14 protein-coding genes are annotated in these 19,778 nt (G+C 45.3%); 1 reads left to right on the top strand and 13 read right to left on the bottom strand.

Going from position 1 to position 19,778, the window contains the following annotated elements; genetic code table 11:
* Positions 1-18: 18 nt before the first annotated feature.
* From T355_RS0110770 to T355_RS14250, 13 genes are all read right to left on the bottom strand, one after another.
* Positions 19-945: a manganese-dependent inorganic pyrophosphatase gene (locus tag T355_RS0110770; RefSeq protein WP_027397764.1), complete on the bottom strand. Its 927-nt coding sequence runs from the start codon at positions 943-945 to the stop codon at positions 19-21.
* 34 nt (positions 946-979) lie between these two features.
* Positions 980-1,462, bottom strand: a complete 483-nt coding sequence (trmL, locus tag T355_RS0110765) for a tRNA (uridine(34)/cytosine(34)/5-carboxymethylaminomethyluridine(34)-2'-O)-methyltransferase TrmL (RefSeq protein WP_027397763.1) — start codon at positions 1,460-1,462, stop codon at positions 980-982.
* A gap of 16 nt (positions 1,463-1,478) precedes the next feature.
* Positions 1,479-3,137: a dihydroxy-acid dehydratase gene (gene ilvD, locus T355_RS0110760; RefSeq protein WP_027397762.1), complete on the bottom strand. Its 1,659-nt coding sequence runs from the start codon at positions 3,135-3,137 to the stop codon at positions 1,479-1,481.
* Between the two features lie 125 nt (positions 3,138-3,262).
* Positions 3,263-3,799, bottom strand: coding sequence for a cob(I)yrinic acid a,c-diamide adenosyltransferase (cobO, locus tag T355_RS0110755; RefSeq protein WP_027397761.1), 537 nt, complete (start codon positions 3,797-3,799; stop codon positions 3,263-3,265).
* On the bottom strand, positions 3,778-5,139 hold the full coding sequence (locus T355_RS0110750) for an MATE family efflux transporter (RefSeq protein WP_197019581.1): 1,362 nt from the start codon (positions 5,137-5,139) through the stop codon (positions 3,778-3,780). Before T355_RS0110750 ends, cobO begins: the two co-directional genes overlap by 22 nt.
* 1 nt (position 5,140) lies before the next feature.
* Positions 5,141-8,503: an FtsK/SpoIIIE family DNA translocase gene (locus tag T355_RS14850; RefSeq protein WP_051555545.1), complete on the bottom strand. Its 3,363-nt coding sequence runs from the start codon at positions 8,501-8,503 to the stop codon at positions 5,141-5,143.
* 166 nt (positions 8,504-8,669) lie between these two features.
* Positions 8,670-9,386, bottom strand: a complete 717-nt coding sequence (locus T355_RS0110740; protein WP_027397759.1) for a hypothetical protein — start codon at positions 9,384-9,386, stop codon at positions 8,670-8,672.
* A gap of 158 nt (positions 9,387-9,544) precedes the next feature.
* Positions 9,545-12,733: an efflux RND transporter permease subunit gene (locus tag T355_RS0110735; protein ID WP_027397758.1), complete on the bottom strand. Its 3,189-nt coding sequence runs from the start codon at positions 12,731-12,733 to the stop codon at positions 9,545-9,547.
* A gap of 13 nt (positions 12,734-12,746) precedes the next feature.
* Positions 12,747-13,940, bottom strand: coding sequence for an efflux RND transporter periplasmic adaptor subunit (locus T355_RS0110730; RefSeq protein WP_051555544.1), 1,194 nt, complete (start codon positions 13,938-13,940; stop codon positions 12,747-12,749).
* A gap of 6 nt (positions 13,941-13,946) precedes the next feature.
* A complete protein-coding gene (locus T355_RS14255; protein ID WP_051555543.1) occupies positions 13,947-15,293 on the bottom strand; it encodes a TolC family protein in 1,347 nt (448 codons plus the stop codon).
* Positions 15,294-15,472: 179 nt separating this feature from the next.
* The gene (locus tag T355_RS0110720) at positions 15,473-16,054 is read right to left on the bottom strand and encodes a viroplasmin family protein (RefSeq protein ID WP_027397756.1); all 582 of its coding nucleotides are present in this window, start codon (positions 16,052-16,054) and stop codon (positions 15,473-15,475) included.
* Positions 16,054-17,337: an amidohydrolase gene (locus tag T355_RS0110715; protein WP_027397755.1), complete on the bottom strand. Its 1,284-nt coding sequence runs from the start codon at positions 17,335-17,337 to the stop codon at positions 16,054-16,056. Before T355_RS0110715 ends, T355_RS0110720 begins: the two co-directional genes overlap by 1 nt.
* A gap of 48 nt (positions 17,338-17,385) precedes the next feature.
* Positions 17,386-18,006: a M15 family metallopeptidase gene (locus tag T355_RS14250; RefSeq protein ID WP_037330123.1), complete on the bottom strand. Its 621-nt coding sequence runs from the start codon at positions 18,004-18,006 to the stop codon at positions 17,386-17,388.
* Positions 18,007-18,199: 193 nt separating this feature from the next.
* Here T355_RS14250 and T355_RS0110705 point away from each other — a divergent pair, with 193 nt between their 5' ends.
* Complete coding sequence (locus T355_RS0110705) at positions 18,200-19,771, top strand: peptide ABC transporter substrate-binding protein (RefSeq protein WP_027397754.1); 1,572 nt, start codon at positions 18,200-18,202, stop codon at positions 19,769-19,771.
* Positions 19,772-19,778 lie beyond the last annotated feature (7 nt).

Raw genomic sequence — 19,778 nt, 5'->3', positions numbered from 1 at the left:
TGAAGGGGTAAAAATCACTTAGAATTTTGCAGCAGCCTCGGTAAGAGGAGGTACAATCTGCTTTTTGCGGGACATTACCCCTGGCAGATGAATGCAATCGCCGGAAGCATCCTGCTTGAAGGCATCTGCAATCAGCTTCTTTGGCTCACCATAGAATACCAGATCAGTGGATTCCTCAATGATGTCAGTAACCATAAGCATAATCAGATTATAGCCTTCCTTATCGCAAATATCCTTCATGGCAGCGGTAATATCAGCCTTCATATCAAGAACCTCAGCAGTGTCCATAACAGAAATCTGGCTTACCAGAGCCTTGTAGCTACCAAAGCTGAATGGCTTGGAATCTGTCTTGGCAATCTCAGCAGGAGTCTTGTCGCCAACGCCGGCACCAGCCTTCAGCATAGCCATAGCATACTCATGAAGGTCAACCTCTGCAATCTCAGCCAGCTTCTCAGCAGCATCGTGATCCTTGTCAGTGCAGGTTGGAGACTTATAAAGGACTGTATCGGACATAATCGCAGAAAGAAGAAGACCTGCAATGTCCTTTGGAATATTGATGTTCTTGTCCCAGAACATATTGGCAATAATAGTGGAAGTACAGCCAACTGGCTCAGTATGAACATAGATTGGACCAGCAGTGTTCAGACCACCGAAACGATGATGGTCAACGATTTCAATAAGCTCAGCATCAGCAAGGCCGTCGATAGCCTGTCCCACCTCATTGTGGTCCACCTGAATAACCTTCTGACCAGCCTCGACCTTGGTTGCCAAAATTGGAGCAGCCACATCGAAATAATCAAGTGCGTACTGGGTTTCCTTATTGATTTCACCGCAACGGATGGCAGTTGCATCCTCCCCCATAGCCTGCTTTAAAGCTGCATAGGAAATAGCAGCACAGATGGAATCGGTGTCTGGATTCTTGTGTCCTACAACATAAATACTCATTTAAAATAATCCTCCTAAATATGTATGAAAAGTGTCAAGTCCTTGGTCCTGGTCCAACCTGCTGAAGATTTACATAATCCAGCTGGCGCATGGCTTCATAAGCCACGATAGCCGCAGAATTGGACAGATTCAGTGAACGGGCACCTTCTATCATTGGAATACGAATACACTTTTCCCAGTTAGCCTTTAAAATGGACTCCGGGATACCAGCGGTTTCCTTGCCAAAAACCAGCATATCATCCAGTTGGAAAGTGGCCTCGGAATGGGCTCTTGGGGCCTTGGTGGAACAATAATGGAAGTTATTTTCCGGATATTTATCCAGCACCTCCTGAAAGTTTTCATGGACATGAACCTTCACCATGTCCCAATAGTCGAGACCAGCTCGCTTTAAGTGTTTATCATCAATGGAAAAGCCCAAGGGCTTCACCAAATGAAGCTCAATACCAGTTGCCGCACAAAGACGGGCAATATTACCGGTGTTGCCGGGAATTTCCGGCTCAATAAGAACAATATGCATTACAAAACCTCAAAATTTAATCAGCTGTCACCACAGCACCCTTGGATGCAGAGGTGGTGAGCTTGGCATAGCGTGCCAGATAGCCGTGCTTAATTTTTGGCTCTGGCTTAACCCATGCAGCCTTACGCTTGGCAAGGGTTTCATCGTCTACACGAAGCTCCAGCTTGCGATTTGGAATATCAATATCAATGATGTCCCCGTCCTCAATAAGGGCGATAGGACCGCCTGCCATAGCCTCTGGAGATACGTGGCCAATGCAGGCACCGCGGCTGGCTCCGGAGAAACGGCCATCTGTAATAAGGCCAACCTTCAGACCACGGCCCACAATAGCAGCGGTTGGATTCAGCATCTCCTGCATACCAGGACCACCCTTAGGGCCCTCATAGCGGATAACCACCACATCACCATCGTGGATGTCGCCATCCATAATAGCGTTTACAGCATCCTCCTCAGAGCTGTAGCACTTGGCCTTGCCAGAATATACCAGCATATCCTCAGCAACAGCAGAAGCCTTTACAACGGCATTTTCAGGGCAAAGGTTTCCGGAAAGAATTGCCAGACCGCCCTCTGGACGATAAGGCTCCTCAACTGTTTTTATTACATCTGGGCGCAAAATCCTTGCATTGGCAATGCGATCTGCCACAGTGCCACAAACAGTAAGGGCGTCAGTGTGAATAATGCCCTTCTTGGACAGCTCCTTCATTACGGCTGAAATACCACCAGCCTCGTTCAAATCCACAATATGATGATGTCCAGCAGGACTCAGGCAAGCAATATATGGTGTATTGTGACTGATTTCATCAAACTTCTGGGCAGGCAGCTCAATGCCGGCCTCATGGGCAATAGCAGTGAGATGAAGTACAGTATTGGAAGAACCGCCGATACCCATATCCACAGTAATGGCATTTTCAAAGGCCTTTTGGGTCAAAATATCCCGTGGCTTAATGTCCTTCTTCACTAATTCCAGAATCCGTTCACCGGCCCGCTTGGCCAACAAGCGACGGGCCCCAGTGTAGGCAGCTGGAATAGTGCCATTACCAGGGAGTCCCATGCCCAGGGCCTCAGTAAGGCAGTTCATTGTATTTGCAGTAAACAGGCCAGCGCAGGAGCCACAGCCAGGGCAAGCTACTGCCTCGATGGCTGTCATATCATCCTCGTTGATTTTACCTGCAGCAAACTCACCGGCCGCCTCAAAGGACTGGCTGACGCTTATGTCCTTGCCATGATAACGGCCTGGCAGCATAGGGCCACCACTTACAACGATACAAGGAATATTGAGACGGGCTGCTGCCATAATCATGCCCGGAACTACCTTATCGCAGTTTGGAATCAGAACCAATCCATCAAAGCCCGTAGCCATAGCCACTGCCTCAATGGAGTCAGCAATCAGCTCACGACTGGCAAGTGAGTATTTCATGCCTGTATGTCCCATGGCGATACCATCGCAAACACCGATTGCAGGGAACTCCATAGGAGTACCGCCGGCTGCGGCAACACCCAACTTGGCTGCTTCCGCAATCTCCTTGAGATGAATATGGCCTGGAATTACTTCATTAAAGGAATTGCAGATACCAATCAATGGCTTCTTCAAATCCTCCGGGCCAAAGCCCATAGCATTAAACAGGGAACGATGGGCGCAACGGGTAGCGCCTTTTTTTACAACATCTGATCTCATAAATACACACCTGCCTAAATATTTGATTCTAAAGCGTGTTTACTAAGCTACACACATACGCATATTTTATCATATTTCAAACGTGTTTGAAACTGATAATTGATTCATTCAGCACAATCTGATTTTTAGAACTCTATGCCCTTTTGTGCCTTTATGCCCTTTTGATAAGGATGCTTTATGAGCTTCATTTCCGTTACCAAGTCAGCCATATCAATTATTTCCTCTTTGGCATCACGGCCGGTAAGTACCACATGAAGCTCAGCAGGACGCTTGGCAAGCAGAGCCTTCACATCCTCAACAGTTATCAGCTCAAACTTCACCGCATAATTTATCTCATCGAGAATTATAAGGTCGTAGTTGCCTGATTCAAAGGTGTTCCCCGCTTCTTTAAGTGCCTCTTTAGCTGCCTCAATATGCTCTGCCTTATCATCAGTATTTCGCTGAAATCCCTTTCCCAGCCTTTTTAGCTCAATACGGCCATCTATCTCCCCCAACTTTTTGATGGTTTCAATTTCTCCGTATTTCCAGCCGCCTTTAATAAACTGCAATATGAGAACCCGAAGACCATCCCCCCAGGCTCTAATGGCAAGGCCCAAAGCTGCCGTGGTTTTTCCTTTTCCATTTCCCGTATGGACAATAATTAAGCCATTTTTTTCTTCCATAGCTTCTTCTCCACTCTGTTAAACACGTGAATATACAGTCCTACAATTACAAATACAGTAACGCTCCAGCTTATTGGATAAACCGCCATCAGCACCTCAAAGGTTGGGTATTCTGCAAAAATGGTATAAACGTAAAAAATACGGAAGACGCACACGCCCAGCATACAGGCGATGGCCGGAACCAGTGAATAACCCACACCTCGCATGGCACCACTGAGAGTTTCTATAAATATATTGATAATCTCAAAGGTAAGTATATAACGAATACGTATTGCCGCATATTCCAATACTGCTGGATCTGCAGTGAAAATCTCTGCCAAGGGATATGCAAATACAGCAAAAGCAATGCTTACCGAACCGGTGATTAATGTGCTGATTCCTAAAGTAACCTTGATAACCCGTCGGCAACGGGCAATATTCTTGGCTCCATAATTCTGCCCCACAAAGGTGGTTGCGGCCTGGGAAAAGGCCTGGAGGATAAAGAAGCCTGCAAACTCAAAGTTTAGGGCAACAGCAGTGGCTGCCACCACTTCGGCTCCCAAATTATTTAAAGCCACCTGAATAATAACATTTGAAAAGGAGAACACCATGCCCTGAAAGCCCGTTGGCAATCCCACCTTGCAAATGTGAATAAGGATAGCTTTATCAACCCACAATTTATCAAAGCGTAATTGCATTGGCCCCTTTTCATTATGAAGCCAATATATCATCAAGCTGGCACTGGCACAGCTGGCAATTACGGTAGCAATAGCAACACCTTCCACAGCCCATCCCAGCTGAGTAACAAAAAACAGATTCAGCAGTACGTTAATGGTACCGGCGCACAGCATGGCGTAAAGGGGACGCTTGGTATCTCCCTTGGCCCGTAAAAGCGAGGCTCCAAAGTTATATACCAGCATAATAGGCACGCCACCCATTAAAATGCGGAGATACAGCACCGCCTGATCCATAATATCCTCAGGGGTATCAACCATGCGCAAAATATCCGGGGCAAAATACACGCCAAAAATTGCCAGCACAATACCGCTAGTAACAGCCAGCACGATTGATGTATGAATGGTCTTTTTTATGCGCAGATAATCTTTTGAGCCTATGCGCATGGCACAGACCACATTTGCACCAATGGAAAGACCGATAACGAGGTTCAGCATAAGATTGATGACAATAGCATTGGCACCAACTGCGGCTAAGGCTTCCTTGCCCACGAACTGACCTACCACAGCAACATCTGTTGCGTTAAACAGCTGCTGCATAATACTGGTACAGGCAAGCGGGATAGCGAATTTCAATATCTTATCCCAGATACTGCCCTCCAGCATATTTATACTTCCTAAAGCCAAATTACTTCTCTTCCTTTAAATGCTCTTCTAACTTATCCATAATTTCAAAGGCCTGATCCTCGGTTACAAGGATTTCCCGTGGCTTGCTACCCTGTGGCGGGCCCACAATCTTCAACTGCTCCATGGTATCCAGGAGTCTGCCGGCACGGGTAAAGCCAATGTGATAACGGCGCTGGAAGCTGGAGGCAGAGGCATTACCGGTCTGCATAACCAGCTCAACAGCCTGACGAAGCAATTCATCAACACTGCTTTTTACCTTGGTGTTATCACCTTCACCACCCTCGGCCTCCTGCTCAGCCTTGTTGGTAAAATCAATAATCTCCTGATTAATCTCCAGCTTATGGCCCTGCTGCTTGATGCGTTCCACTAACAATTCCACATCAGCATCACTGACAAAGGCACCCTGAACACGGGTAGCCTTTGGCTCGGTCTGAGGCTTAAAGAGCATATCGCCCTTGCCCAACAGCTTTTCTGCACCAGCAGAATCCAAAATAGTTCTGGAATCGATCTGAGATGTAACAGCAAAGGATATTCTGGATGGAATATTGGCCTTAATAACGCCTGTAATAACGTTTACAGAAGGACGCTGGGTTGCCAATACCAGATAAATACCAGCGGCACGGGCCTTCTGAGCCAAACGGCAGATAGCATCCTCCACATCGTGAGGTGCCACCATCATTAAGTCAGCCAACTCATCGATGATAATTACTACTGAGGACATCTGCTTGTCCTTTTCCTCAGCATAATACTTGTTATAGGTTTCAATATTCTTGACCCCAGCCTGGGCAATGAGGCCATAGCGCTTTTCCATCTCCTGAACTGCCCAATTAAGAACAGAGGCCGCCTTACGGGCGTCAGTAACTACAGGGACCATCAGATGAGGAATATCATTATAAATAGACAGCTCCACCATCTTAGGGTCAATCATAATAAACTTGACCTCATCTGGCTTTGCCTTAAAGAGAATACTAGTAACAATGGTGTTGATACATACAGATTTACCGGAACCGGTGGCACCAGCCACCAATAAGTGAGGCATATCGGCAAGATTTCCGAAAATTGCCTTACCGCTGATATCCTTACCAAAGCCCACTGTCAGCTTTGATTTGGCCTCATCAAAGGCTGGATTTTCCAATACTTCGCGGAGAGGAACGCTTTCCAGCTTACGGTTTGGCACCTCAATACCAATGGTGGAACGGTTCGGAATCTGCTCAATACGTACAGATGTAGCAGCCATACTAAGGGCAATATCATCAGCCAGGCCTGTGAGCTTGTTCACCTTAACACCTGGAGCCAGCTTTACCTCATAACGGGTAACAGCAGGACCATGGGTTGCTCCTAAAATAGTGGCATTAACCTTAAAATCCTTCAAGGTCTGAGCCAGGACCTTGGCCTTGGTCTGAATCTCAGCTTCCAGCTTATCGTCCTTTTCCTTTACGACTTCCTTTAAAACGTCCTTAACATCAGGCACTTCATAAGGAGGCAATTCCACCTTTTCTTCTTCGTCCTGCATCTGGGCACTTAATGCTGCCGCCTGGGCCAGCTTGTCAACCTCCTCAGCTGCAGCGGCTGCTCCAGCTGCCTTGGATGCTTCAAGGGCTGCTGTCTTTTCAGCCACATCAGCAGCAATATCCTCCTCATCATCTGGAAGACTCTGGGTAAAGGAGGACTCTCCTTCATGATCGGAGCTGAAATCAATCTTAAAGTCACTGTCTACACTATCGTCAGAGTCACCAGCGTCATTATTGGAAGCAGCAACAATATCATCAGACTCACCAGCGGGTTCATCCCCGGAAGTATCGTCTTCGTCTTCTTCGAAATCAGTTCCATCAAAGCTAAAGGTTTCTGAAGTTTCGTCAGCTTCCTCATCATCGTTGATAAGGTCATCAATGGAAGCCACTATCATCGGATTTACATCGTCCTCATCAGGTTCATCAGCTGGTTCCAAAACAGTTTCTGTGCTTTCTTCGATTTCACTGACTTTTGCTGTTTCAGCCACATTCTCCCGTTGCTCCACCAGGAAGTCCAAATCTTCCTCAGATTCTGGAGTATCTACATTGAGAATAGCTTCTTCATCTTCGTCAAATTCTGCATCCAAATTACCCTTTAACCGCCAATTGTCAAAGGTTCTTTTTCCCACCTTATTGGTGCGGATATTCTTATAGCCAGATGTATCAAGCTGCTTAAGATTTCTGTCCAAATTGCCTGCTGCTTTATAGGCAAATTCACTGATATATTCTTCCCCGTTGGAAGCAGTAATAACTGAAGCTGTACCAGCTGCAGAAACAGAAGAAGCTGCCGTTGAAGCACTTCCACTCATATCCGGACTGTCAAACATGGCTTCATAAAGGCCTGTACCAGTGCTCTGAGCCTCATTATTCACAGGCTCTTGGGCGACAGTATTATTGACATAGGGATTATCAAAGGGCTGCTGATTCGCCTTTGAAGAAGGTGCCTGCCAAGAGGGAGCATTATCTCCCTTATTTAGTGGAATAATGGGCTCAATATTTCCTACACCTTCTCCTGCCGGGGAAAATGTCGAACTATATGAGGCGGATGAGGTGTAATCCTGCCCGTCCATAGCCGGACCATCCATAAAGGAATCATCCCGGGTCTGGTCATAGAAGGAATTACGGCTCTTAAATTTCTGCACCTGTTCCTCCACATGGTTCTGAACCTTATTACCCACCTTACTGCCTACGGATTTTGCATTATCGTATACCACCTCTGCCATATCCATGGCCACATCTGCGCCCTTTTCTGACACAGCCTTGGTGTTAAGAATACCCTGGGCCAGGGACCATGGAGTAGCCAACAAAATAGAACCGATAATAGCAGCAATAAACACAATAACCGTGCCTGCATTGCCCAATGGCTTATGCAAAATGAAGGCCAATACGCCACCCATAAGGCCACCGCCTTCGGCGAGACTGGTTGGCAAAATCTCAGAGCCAATAGGAATAACCATGTGATGATATAGGCCCAAAAGGGAAATAAGAAGCAGCATTACACCAATGGAGGTCTTATTAAAGCCCACCCGCTTATGCTTCATAATATTATAGCCACCTACTACTACAAAGAGCAGGGCTGTTACCGCTGACCCAATGCCAAAGAAATACTTTAAAAAGCTGGCTACATAATGGCCTATATAACCCACATTTAAACCAGCCAAGCCGCATAAGGAAATCAAGCCAAAGGCCACAAATAAAACGCCAACTATCTCAAATTTTCTGGTAGAAGGCTCTGCCCCCACTGCCTCTGCCTCAGGGCTCTTTTTCGTAATATTTTTCTTATTTTTAGCTTTATTTTTAGTATCCTTTTTCTCCTTCTCTTTGGAGGAGCGTTTAGTTACTTTTTTCTGCAAAATTTTCACCTCATATGATAAATCCGTTAACATCGGAGTAATTTGAAACACCAGTTTATTATAACAAAATCAGGCAAATAATAAAAGGCTTGAGAATATATCTCAAGCCTTTACCCCTTATGTTACGGTCTTTTTTACCAATATTTAACTTCCGCCTATATTAAAGTTAAATAGCCCTTTTGTAATTTTTCAACTGATAAATTCCCGTAGGTAATGGCAGCTTATCATAGGTATTCCTAATGATTGCATGGAGGACCGCTTTTCGTGCAATACTGGTTTCGGGCTTGCGCCATTCCTCATAAAGCTTATGAGTAACGTGATAAGCCTTCAGCGTTTCCCGGGAATGTATCTGTATTTCAAAGGTCTGGCCGGATGGACTCAGAACGTTAAGATGAACCGACTTATATCTGCCTTTATGGTTAAGATATTTATTGTCGATTTCATAAAGAATGTAGCCCTTCTCCTCAAGGAGCAACACCGTCTTAAGAACCTTATCCGCCATTTCATCATGCTGAACCAGCTCTGTATAACGAATCAGATCGCCTAATTCAGCCACATAAGCATAATCCTGCTTGGGAGCTTCACCTGACAACAGAGCAGCATTAGTAAGGCGTTCAATTTTTTTCTTGATGCTGGAGGCTGTTTTAATTGAATACTCCAACCCCACCATGGTAGTATCCAATTTATTGGCTATATCCAGCATATCCTTAGTAATGTATGGTTCCTTGGCTATGGCCATGTTGTAAATCATCTGGGCCCGTGGCTGACATCCTGCTATAACATTATCCTGGGCTGCAGCACTACCGGAAACTACACCTTTATCAACGATATTACATAATGGCATTGATAAATTGTTTGTTTTTGAATAAATCAATTCTTTCATCTTTTCACCCCTATTTGATCTCAGATGATTTTTTCCCTTTTCATCATTACATACGAACAGTATAGTGATGTATTACAAAAGATTTGATTAAAAATAAATTAAATTTCACTAAAAAATGTCCCAGCCAAATATTATGGCTGGGACAAGTTTTTTGTTTATCACTCTTTTTTATTCATAAGAGCTTCTTTTTTCTTCGTAAACTTCTGGGATACCGAGATTACCACGCAATATAGTACAGGAATAAGGAATATTCCCAAACAGGTGGCAAAGAGCATACCACCTACTACCGCTGTACCCATACTGTTTCTGGCAGCTGCACCGGCACCGCTGGCAGTGGCCAGTGGCAAACAGCCGATGATAAAGGCCAGTGAAGTCATCAGAATTGGACGAAGTCGTAATCCCGCAGCTTCAACAGTTGCCTTTATAGGGTCCATTCCCGCGTCTACACGGGCCTTGGCAAACTCAACTATAAGGATGGCGTTCTTGGCCGCCAGACCCATAAGCATGATTACACCAATCTGCATGTAAACACTGTTTTGAAGTCCTCCATTCAAATATCCGCAAAGAGCTTCAATATTCAACAGGCCATACTGTACAAAGAAGGCTCCGAAGAGACCTGTTGGAACTGACAGAAGAACCGCAAAAGGAACACTCCAGCTCTCATAGAGAGCAGCCAGACAAAGGAATACGAATACTATAGACAGAAGCATAATCTGACCGGTGGAACCAGCAGATTTCTTCTCCTCACGGCTCTGACCAGACCATTCAATCATATAACCGGCTGGCGCCTTTTCCTTTACAAGCTGTTCCATAGCAGCCATAGCCTGACCGGAGCTATAGCCGTCAGCTACAGAACCTTGGATACCAATACTTCTGGCACCATTAAATCTGGTTATAACTGAAGTGGAGGTGGAAAGTCTTGGAGTAAGAAGGCTGTCCAAAGGAACCATCGCTCCATCCTTGTTATTAACAAAGCAGAACTTCAAGGCCTCAGACTCACTTCGATACTGGGCGTCAGACTGCATCATAACCTTGTAGGTTCTGCCAAACTGAACGAAATCGTTCACCTGGGTACCACCATAGTTAATCTGAAGCGCAGTAAATACATCAGAAAGATTTACCCCCATCTGCTTAACCTTTTCCCTGTCCACATCGTACTTACATATTGGTGAATCAATTGAGAAGGTACTGTATACCATATGAAGCTCAGGCCGCTTATTGGCCTCAACCAAAATCTCCTTTAAGAGAGCATCCAGCTCCTGATCTGTATGACCAGTTACATCCTGCAGCTGCATGCTCCAGCCACCTACCATACCCAAGCCAGGCAGGGACGGTGGAAGAATACCCATAATCTGGGCCTCATTATGCTTGAGTCCCAAAATATTGGAATTTCTTATAATGGATGTAATGGAAAGGTCATCAGATGTACGCTCACCCCAGTTGTCCAAAGCTATAAACAGGGTACCCGCATTGGATTTGGTACCGGATGAAAGTACATCATAACCGGAAACCTTCAGAATGTGTGCTATACCCGGAACATCCTTCAGTTCAGCAGCATAGGCATCCATGGTATCATATGTACGGTTTAGGGATGTGCCCTCTGGCATAGTAACTGATACGATGAAATATCCCTGGTCCTCATCTGGAACGAAGGTGGATGGCAGCTTCATGAAGAAGAATCCTGCTAATACGCAGATTACCAAAAGTGAAGCCAAGCCAGCCTTGGCATGATCAATAACCCATGCCACACCGCCACTATAGCGATTTTGAGTACGATCAAACCAATCATTGAAGCGGTCAAAGAATCTGTCCAAGAAATTCTTCTTATCTGAATGGGAATTTGGATCATGAGGCTTCAACAATGTGGCGCAAAGGGCAGGAGTAAGAGTCAGTGCCACAAAGGCCGACAATGCCATAGATACCACAATGGTCAAAGCGAACTGACGATAAAGCACACCAGTTGTTCCCGAAATGAAGGCTACTGGGATAAATACTGCGGACAGGACGAAGGCAATTGCCACTACAGGGCCCTGCACCTCATCCATTGCCTTTTCTGTGGCCTCCACAGGCCCCAAACCATCACGCTGCATGTGGGATTCAACATTTTCCACCACAACTATGGCGTCATCTACTACCAGACCTATTGCCAATACCATTGCAAAGAGGGTCAGGGTGTTAATGGAAAATCCCAAAATGATAAAGCTGGCAAAGGTACCAACAAGTGATACCGGGATAGCCAGAACCGGAATAAGTGTTGCCCGCCAGCTCTGGAGGAACAGGAACACGATGATAATAACCAGAGCCAGTGCCTCTTTAAAGGTCTGTACTACTTCACCGATGGACTCTGTAATAAACTCAGTGTTATCGATGATTGGTATATACTTCATATCATCCGGAAAATCCTTGGAGGCATCCGCCAACACCTTTTTAACTGCACCAATGGTTTCCATGGCATTGGCATCATCTGTCAGCTTAATACCATAACCAGCTGCCGGAGCACCATCGCAGTCAGAAATAACGGAAGTAGTCTTGGCACCAGTCTCTACCCGTGCCACATCCTTAAGATATATACAGGAGCCATCGGAATTGGTCTTTAAAATAATGTTTCCAAATTGCTCCGGAGTTACAAGTCGTCCTTCCAAACTGCCTGTATATTGCTTCTCCTGATTAGCTGGGGCAGGAAGCTGACCAATAGTTCCCGCAGGAGCCTGGACATTCTGTTCCTGAATGGCGTTTTTAACCTGGGAAATTGTAATACCAAGCTCGGCCAATCTATCAGGATTCAGCCATACACGCATAGCATAAGTGGAACCGAAGGCGGATACTTCACCTACGCCCGGAATACGCTTAAGACTATCAACAATGTAGATATCCGCATAGTTCATCAAAAATGTACGCTTAAAGGTACCATTTGGAGAAACCATTGCGAACAAATAGGTCATATCACTGGAGGATTTCTTGGTAGTAACACCAGTTTCCTGAACATCAGATGGAAGACTGGCATTGGCAATAGATACATTATTCTGTACCAATACGGAGTCCATATTACCATCTGTTCCCAAAGTGAACTTTACATCCAGACTGTAGCTACCGCTATCATCAGAAGTGGATGACATATAATCCATGCCCTGGGTACCATTTACCTGCTCCTCAATAACCTGGGCCACCGTCTGATTAATTACACTGGCGTTGGCACCAGTGTAGGTGGTGCTGACATTGATGGTTGGCTGGCTAATCTGAGGATACTGGGCAATTGGCAGGCTGAAACCCGCCAATGCACCCATGATTACAATGATAATGGCTATAACAATGGCGAAAATCGGGCGATGTATAAAAAATCGAGCCATAATTCCCGCCTCCTTAGGACTTGTTTACAATATCACTAGCTTCTTTAAGTGAGAATCCCATGTCATCTGCAGTTACCATAGTAACATCCAGCTCCTTGCCGGACTGGAGGTTGGTCAGGCCGTCCACAATAACGGTGTCATCCTTGGTTATGCCCTTCTTAACGATATAGTAGCTGCCTACCTTTTCACCCAAAACAACATTCTTGGAAAGGGATTTGCCGTTCTCATCAACTACAAGTACGAAGGACTCCTCCAACAGCTGCTGAACAGCTCTCTGAGGAACCAAAACAGCATCCTTCACCATTACATCAAAGAACTTAACTCTGGCGAACATACCAGGAAGCAATGCCCCATAAGGATTGGAGAAAAGGGCCTTAATGGTGAGGGAACCGGAATTATCATTAAAGGAACGGTCTGCCGCAGTAATTTTGCCCACCATTGGATATTCATAACCATTTGAAAGGACAATTTTCACATCTGGTATGTCACCATCATCTTCCTTGCCCAATAAACCTTCCTCCACAGCTTTGGCCAAAATATTAAGATATTCTGTCTCACTGACACTGAACTGGGCATAGATAGGGTCCAAAGAACCAATGGATACCAGCTTGGTGCTGCCTGCAGTAGCATAGGTGCCCACAGCCACATCATCCACGGAAAGTCTGCCGCTCATAGGAGCGTAAACGATGGTATCGTCAAGATTTTCCTGGGCCTTTCTCACAGCTGCCCTTTCAGAGTCCACTGTGGCCATGTTGGCCTTCACATTTTCTCTCTGATTAAAGAGCTCCTGTTCAGAAATGGCCTTTTCACTGAACAGCATTTCATCCCTGTACAAATCATCCTGGGCAGTTCTCAGGTCTGACTCAGCCTTGTGGAGATTAGCCTGGGCCTCAATAACTGCTGATTCATACTGTCTGGAATCGATACGATACAAAGGCTGGCCCGCTCTTACTGTGTCGCCACCCTTAAAATATTTTTCCATAATACTGCCAGATACTCTGGAATGAATTTCTACATCATCCGTGCCCTTCAACTGGCCTGGATAGCTGTATGTTACATTTGTATCCTGCTGAAGTACCTTCATGGCCTTTACTGGAGTCTTCCCCGTTGCAGCCTGTTCATCGCCACCGCAGCCGGCAAATATTATACTGGTCATTAATGCCAGAGCACCTATAACAGCTCCAGCCTTCTTTCCGCTTAAACCCATCACTGGTTATTCCCCCTTCACTTCGCTTTTTTCAATCACCTGTCGATAAGGCTCAATATCTAAATCAACGGGAACACCCATTGCTGTATCAAGACTTGCCTTGCTGTAATTGTATTTATACAGGGCGTTGATAAAGTCGCCCTTGGCGGAAACCAGTTTATCCTGGGCATCCATAACCTCAAGGTTGGTGCCCACACCTGCGTTATAGCGAACTACCTCAATGCGATAATCCTCCTGGGCTTTCTCCAGTGCTTCACGCATGGTACCAATATTTTCCTCTGCTGCCCGCATATTGAGGTATTCAGTGCGTACATCCAGTCTTACACTGTTCACCTTGTCCATTAATTCGGCTTCAGCCCGATGCACAGCTGCTTTCTTCTTATTCACCTGTGCCGAGGTTATGCCACTGTCAAAAATATCCCAGCTTAGTGAAACCCCCGCAGTCCAACTATCCGAGGAAACGCTGTCGGTCTTAAAGGCAGAACTCCCCCCAATATTACGGCTAACTCCCGCATCCAGCTTTGGACGCATCCCGGACTTTGCAGCCTCCATTTCAGCTTTTTTCTGTTTAAGGTTATACATCTTTTGGAACAAGTCAGGACGATGAATCAGAGCATAATCATCACACTCCGGCAGAGTAAAATTGTACGGCTCGTATTTCAGCTCCTCCTTTGGCGTGGTTTCAGTTTCCATTGGTAAGCCTACATCGTTGTTAAAAGTGGCTATTGCCACACGCAAATCATTGATTTTGGTTACCAGATTCTGTTTCTCCTCAGCCAATGAAACCTCAGAACTGAGTACATCCTTCTGTGCCACCACGCCAGCCCTTAATTTGGCATTTACATTATCCAGATGGGCCTGGAGATTGTTCACAGATTCCTGATAAACCTCCACCTCACTGCGGCACTTCAAAATATAGTAGTAGTCCCCTGATACGGTACTTCGAATGGTTTGCTTGGTCCGCTCCAAATCAAGCTCCGCTCCGGAGAGTCCCATCTCAGCGGCTTCAATGTTATTTTCTATTTTACCGCCAGAATAAAGGGGCATAGAAAAGGAAAATTGATTTCCATATAATGCATTATGATTCCATCCCTCGTAGGATTTGCCCCCTACACGATAGGCAGTGCTGTTCCAGCTTACTGTAGGTCCTCCATTACGCCGGGCCTCTCTCAGTCCCCAGTAGGCACTATCCAAATCTGCACCACTTTCCTCAATGGTGTAGTTGTTCTCAAGAGCCATCTTTATTCCTTCGTCCAGAGTTATATCCAAACGCTCTGCTGATGTTGTGCCACAAGCAGTAAGCACTGCCAAAGCCAATGCAACAGCTCCAACTCTTTTCTTTCTGAATTTCATATAGACATCCCCCCTGTATAAAAGCAGGCAATGAAAAAGCCTGCTCATTACCCTTAAAAAGATAAATACCTATCAATTCAGAATATTTCTACATGTAAAATTATAAATCCTTTATTTTTTTGAAAAAACATAAAAAAATAGGCCAAGCTAAATACTCGACCTATTTATCATTTATATTTTTATATTTCAAGTGCTGCCTTGGCCAGCTTATCAGCCAGCTCATTTCCCTCTACCCCGGTATGTCCGGCCACCTTTACAAAGGTTACAAGACCGCGCCGTTCCTTCATAAAGGCTGCATAATGGGTAGTAAGAGGTGTATTGGTCTTCCAATGGCCCAATGCCCACTCGGAAATACCAACATAATCATGGCATATAGTAATGTGCTCCAGCCCCTGGGCCTCGGCCCAAAGCACTGCCTCCATGGCTCCGGCCACCTCGCCGGCCACGTTATGGAGCTTGGCAGCCTCCTCAGAGGTTCCCTTGCCATTTGCCTTGAATATCAACTGGTTGTCTTCGTAAATAGCCATACCCCAGCTGTATTCCCCGTTAAAATAGGAACCATCAACGTATGCCACAACACCTTCTACAGGCGCTGATAATACTTCCTCATCATTCATATAGGCCTCAGCCTCAGCTTTGGTGACAAAGCCCTTGAACTTGGCACCCTTAAAACCCACGGTCTGCTTCTGACATTCAGCCCATGTAGTATAAATTCCCGGCTGACGCCCCTGCTTTACAGCATAAAATTTCTTTTGAGCCATTATCTGTTCACCAAATCCATAGCTGTTTCCTGTGCCTCATGGAGAATTCTTTCTTCGTCCAGGGTAAGGACCTCACCCTTTTCCATGATTACCTTACCATCACAGATTACAGCATCCACGGAGCTGGAGCTTGCGGAATATACCAAAAGGGATACCAAATCATGGCGAGGACACCAGTCAGCACGGTTCATATCATAAAGCACAATATCAGCCTTATAGCCAGGTGTCAGCTTGCCAACCTTATCCAACAGAAGGGCCTTGGCTCCGTTTTCAGTACCCAGCTGGAGAGCCACCTTGGCAGGAACAGCCAATGGATCCAGTTCATTTACCTTGTGGAGCATAGCCGCCAGACGAACCTCCTCCAGCATATCAAGATTGTTATTGGAAGAAGCACCATCAGTACCCAGTGCCACATTTATCCCCTCCTTCAAAAGGCGAGGAACAGGTGAAACGCCACTGGCCAGCTTCATATTGGAGCCTGGATTATGAATAGCAGAAATATTATGCTTCTTCATAATGGCAATGTCCTCATCATCCAGCCATACACAATGAGCTGCAATAGCTGGCAGCTCAAAGAGGCCAGTATCTTCAATGTACTTAAATGGACGCTTGCCATACTGCTCCTGTATCTGCTTGATTTCTGCCTGGGTCTCATTCATGTGAATATGAATTGGAATCTGATGCTTTACAGCCAGCTCCCTTGCGTATTCACAGAACTCAGGTGGACAGGTATATGGTGCATGAACCCCCATCATGATTGTAATAAGGCCATCACCGGCACCATGATAATTCTCAAATAACTTAACATTGTCCTCTAGTATCTGACGACCTGCAGGGAACAGTCCAATGGCACCCCGGGCAATTACACCACGGATACCAGCTTTAATGGTAGCCTCGATAACTGACTCCATGTGAGGCCCATACATATCTGCATAGGCAGTAGTACCAGTTTTAATCATCTCCAAAAGAGCCAGCTCGCCACCTACGCGAATATCCTTTTCCACCATTTTGGCCTCTGTTGGCCAAATGCGGTTGTTGAGCCAATCCATCAGCTCCATGTCATCGCCATAGCTTCTAAGCATGGTCATGGAAGCATGGGTATGACCATTAACAAAGCCCGATGCTGCAAAGTGGTTGCTGCCGTCTACTGTGCGATCTGCCTTAAAATCAGCAGGAATATCGCCAATAGCCAGAATCTCAGTGTCCTTAACGGCAATATCAGCCTCTTTAACGGTATAATCATCCAACAAAACATGGGCGCCCTTAATAAGTAAATTGCTCATTTATTACCCTCCATCTAAAACATTTTGTTCTACGCTTTAAAATCAACATCAATAATCAGGATACCATTTTTCTATCTGCTCCCGTGGAATCTCAAAATGCTGGTAGTCCTTTTCCACGTCCCAGTCACCGCCCCATTCAAAGCCATTTTCCTCAAAGAGACGGACACAAATATCATCCTTGACGATTTTATAAGGATATTCCTTGTCCCTATCGCAATACTGCTTTCCATTTTCCGGTACAATATAGATACTGCCATCATCCAGTGGCTTTATATACGGGTTATATCTTGGATTTATGTCCACTGCCAGCCCCAGTCCATGCTTGGAAATCCGGTTAGTGTGGGCCACAAGACGGAAATTAAAGCAGGAGCCGTTGTTATCTGCCATGGATTTGTCATCATCTGCGTCATATTCATCAATAAGACGGAACTTCTCCATAGGATAGCCACACTCATAGAGTTTTTTAAAAATATCCAAAACCCGTTCTGCAATGTGAAAATTGCAAACCATCTCACCTTCAAGAGTTTCTCCCTTAAGGTTTTTATGAAGAAAATGAAGATACCTTAGTTCTGCCACTGGCAAAATACAATGCTTGGCAAAAGACTTCCCCTCCATCCTGGCAAAAAGCTCAGGGGAAATTTCCTCAATATAAAAATCCTTGTCTGTCATTATATTTTCGCTCTCCCTATTAAATCACTACATTTTATGATATTTCATTAACCAAAAGAAGTCAATTAAAGGCCTAATTGATAATTTTACATTTTTGATATTTTTGTTTCCTAAATAATATTGAAAGATGTTATAATGAACGCAATGTTGTTTCAATCAACAAAATATAAACCAAAAGGAGCAAGATCAAGCTATGAAAAAAAGAGCTTTATTGGCGATTTTCGCCGTATTTATGTTTGTCTTGATGGCAGGAGGCTGTGGTTCAAACAGTGCCTCTGACTCCAAGACTATTTCCATGGCCCTATCCAACGAGCCATCCTCCCTTGACCCGGCCATAACCTACGGGCTTTCTGAAAGCGATGTGGAGCTGGCTATTTTTGAGGGCCTTACCCGTATTGACGAAAAGGGTGTAGCTCAGCCTGCTTTGGCTGAAAAATGGGATGTGTCTGCTGACGGACTTACCTATACCTTCCATCTCCGCAAGGATTTAAAATGGTCTGACGGCACTCCTCTCACCGCCAAGGATTTTGAATATTCCTGGAAGCGCGTACTGGATCCTCAGCTTGCCTCCGGCAATGCATATATGCTTTTCATCATTGAAGGTGCAGAGGATTATAACAGCGAAAAGGGAAGCGCTGATAAGGTAGGCATTAAGGCTGTGGACGATAATACTCTGCAGGTTAAGCTCGCAGAGCCAGCAGCATACTTCCTTGACCTCACCGCATTCCATGCTTTCTATCCAGTACCAAAGCACGCAGTTGAGGCAAACAAGGATGGCTGGGCAGGCAATGCCGAAACTATCATAGGCAATGGACCATTCAAGATTACCAAATGGGCTCATTCTGGCGAGATTGTCCTTGAAAAGAATGAAAATTACTGGAATCCTTCTGTAGTTGCTTCCAACACTATTAAGATGCCTATCAGCGAGTCCAAGAGCACCCGTCTTACAATGCTGGAAAGCAACCAGACTGACCTTATTTTAGATCCACCACCTGCTGATGAGGATCGTTTGAAGGAAAAGGGCCTTTACAAGGTTGAGCCACAGATTGGTACCACATATTATGTGTTCAATGTAACCAAGGCACCTTTTGATAAGGTTGAGGTTCGTAAGGCCTTTGCCATGGCTGTAAGCCGCACAGATATGATTGAAAAGGTAGTCAAAAATGGCAAAAAGGCTGCTGTAACCTTTATTCCACCAGATATTCTGGTTAATGGCAAGGACTTTGCCAGTGAAAGCGGTTCCCTTGTGGTTGAAGATGCAGCACAGGCCAAAAAGCTACTGGCAGCATCCGGATATAATGGAGAGCCTGTAACCATTCTTTACAACACCAACGAAACTAACAAGGCTATTGCTGAATCCATCCAGGCCATGTGGAAATCTGCCCTTGGCGTTAATGTTGAGCTTACAAATCAGGAAACAAAGGTATTCTATGCTTCCCGTGAAAATGGCGAATATCAGGTGGCTACTGCCAACTGGATTGCTGATTTTGCTGATCCTGTGAACTTCCTTGATGTATTTACAGCCAAGGATAATGATGCCCAGTATCACAATGCTGAATACAATGCCATCATGAAGGCTGTTCATAAAGAGGTGGACCCGGCAAAGCGTGCCCAGCTCATGCATCAGGCCGAAAAGAAGCTCTTTGATGACTGTGTAATTATTCCGCTGTACTACACCTCCCAGGTTATTGCAGTTAGCCCTAATCTTACAGGCTACTACTGCTCCCCTATGGGTGTAATTGATCTTATCAAGGCTCACAAGTAATAAGGAT

The sequence above is a fragment of the Anaerovibrio lipolyticus LB2005 genome, from assembly GCF_000621545.1.
In the GTDB taxonomy this organism is placed as follows: Bacteria; Bacillota; Negativicutes; order Selenomonadales; family Selenomonadaceae; genus Anaerovibrio; species Anaerovibrio lipolyticus_A.
The sequence above is the reverse complement of the archived record's forward strand: the minus strand, read 5'-3'. Positions and strand labels throughout refer to the sequence as shown.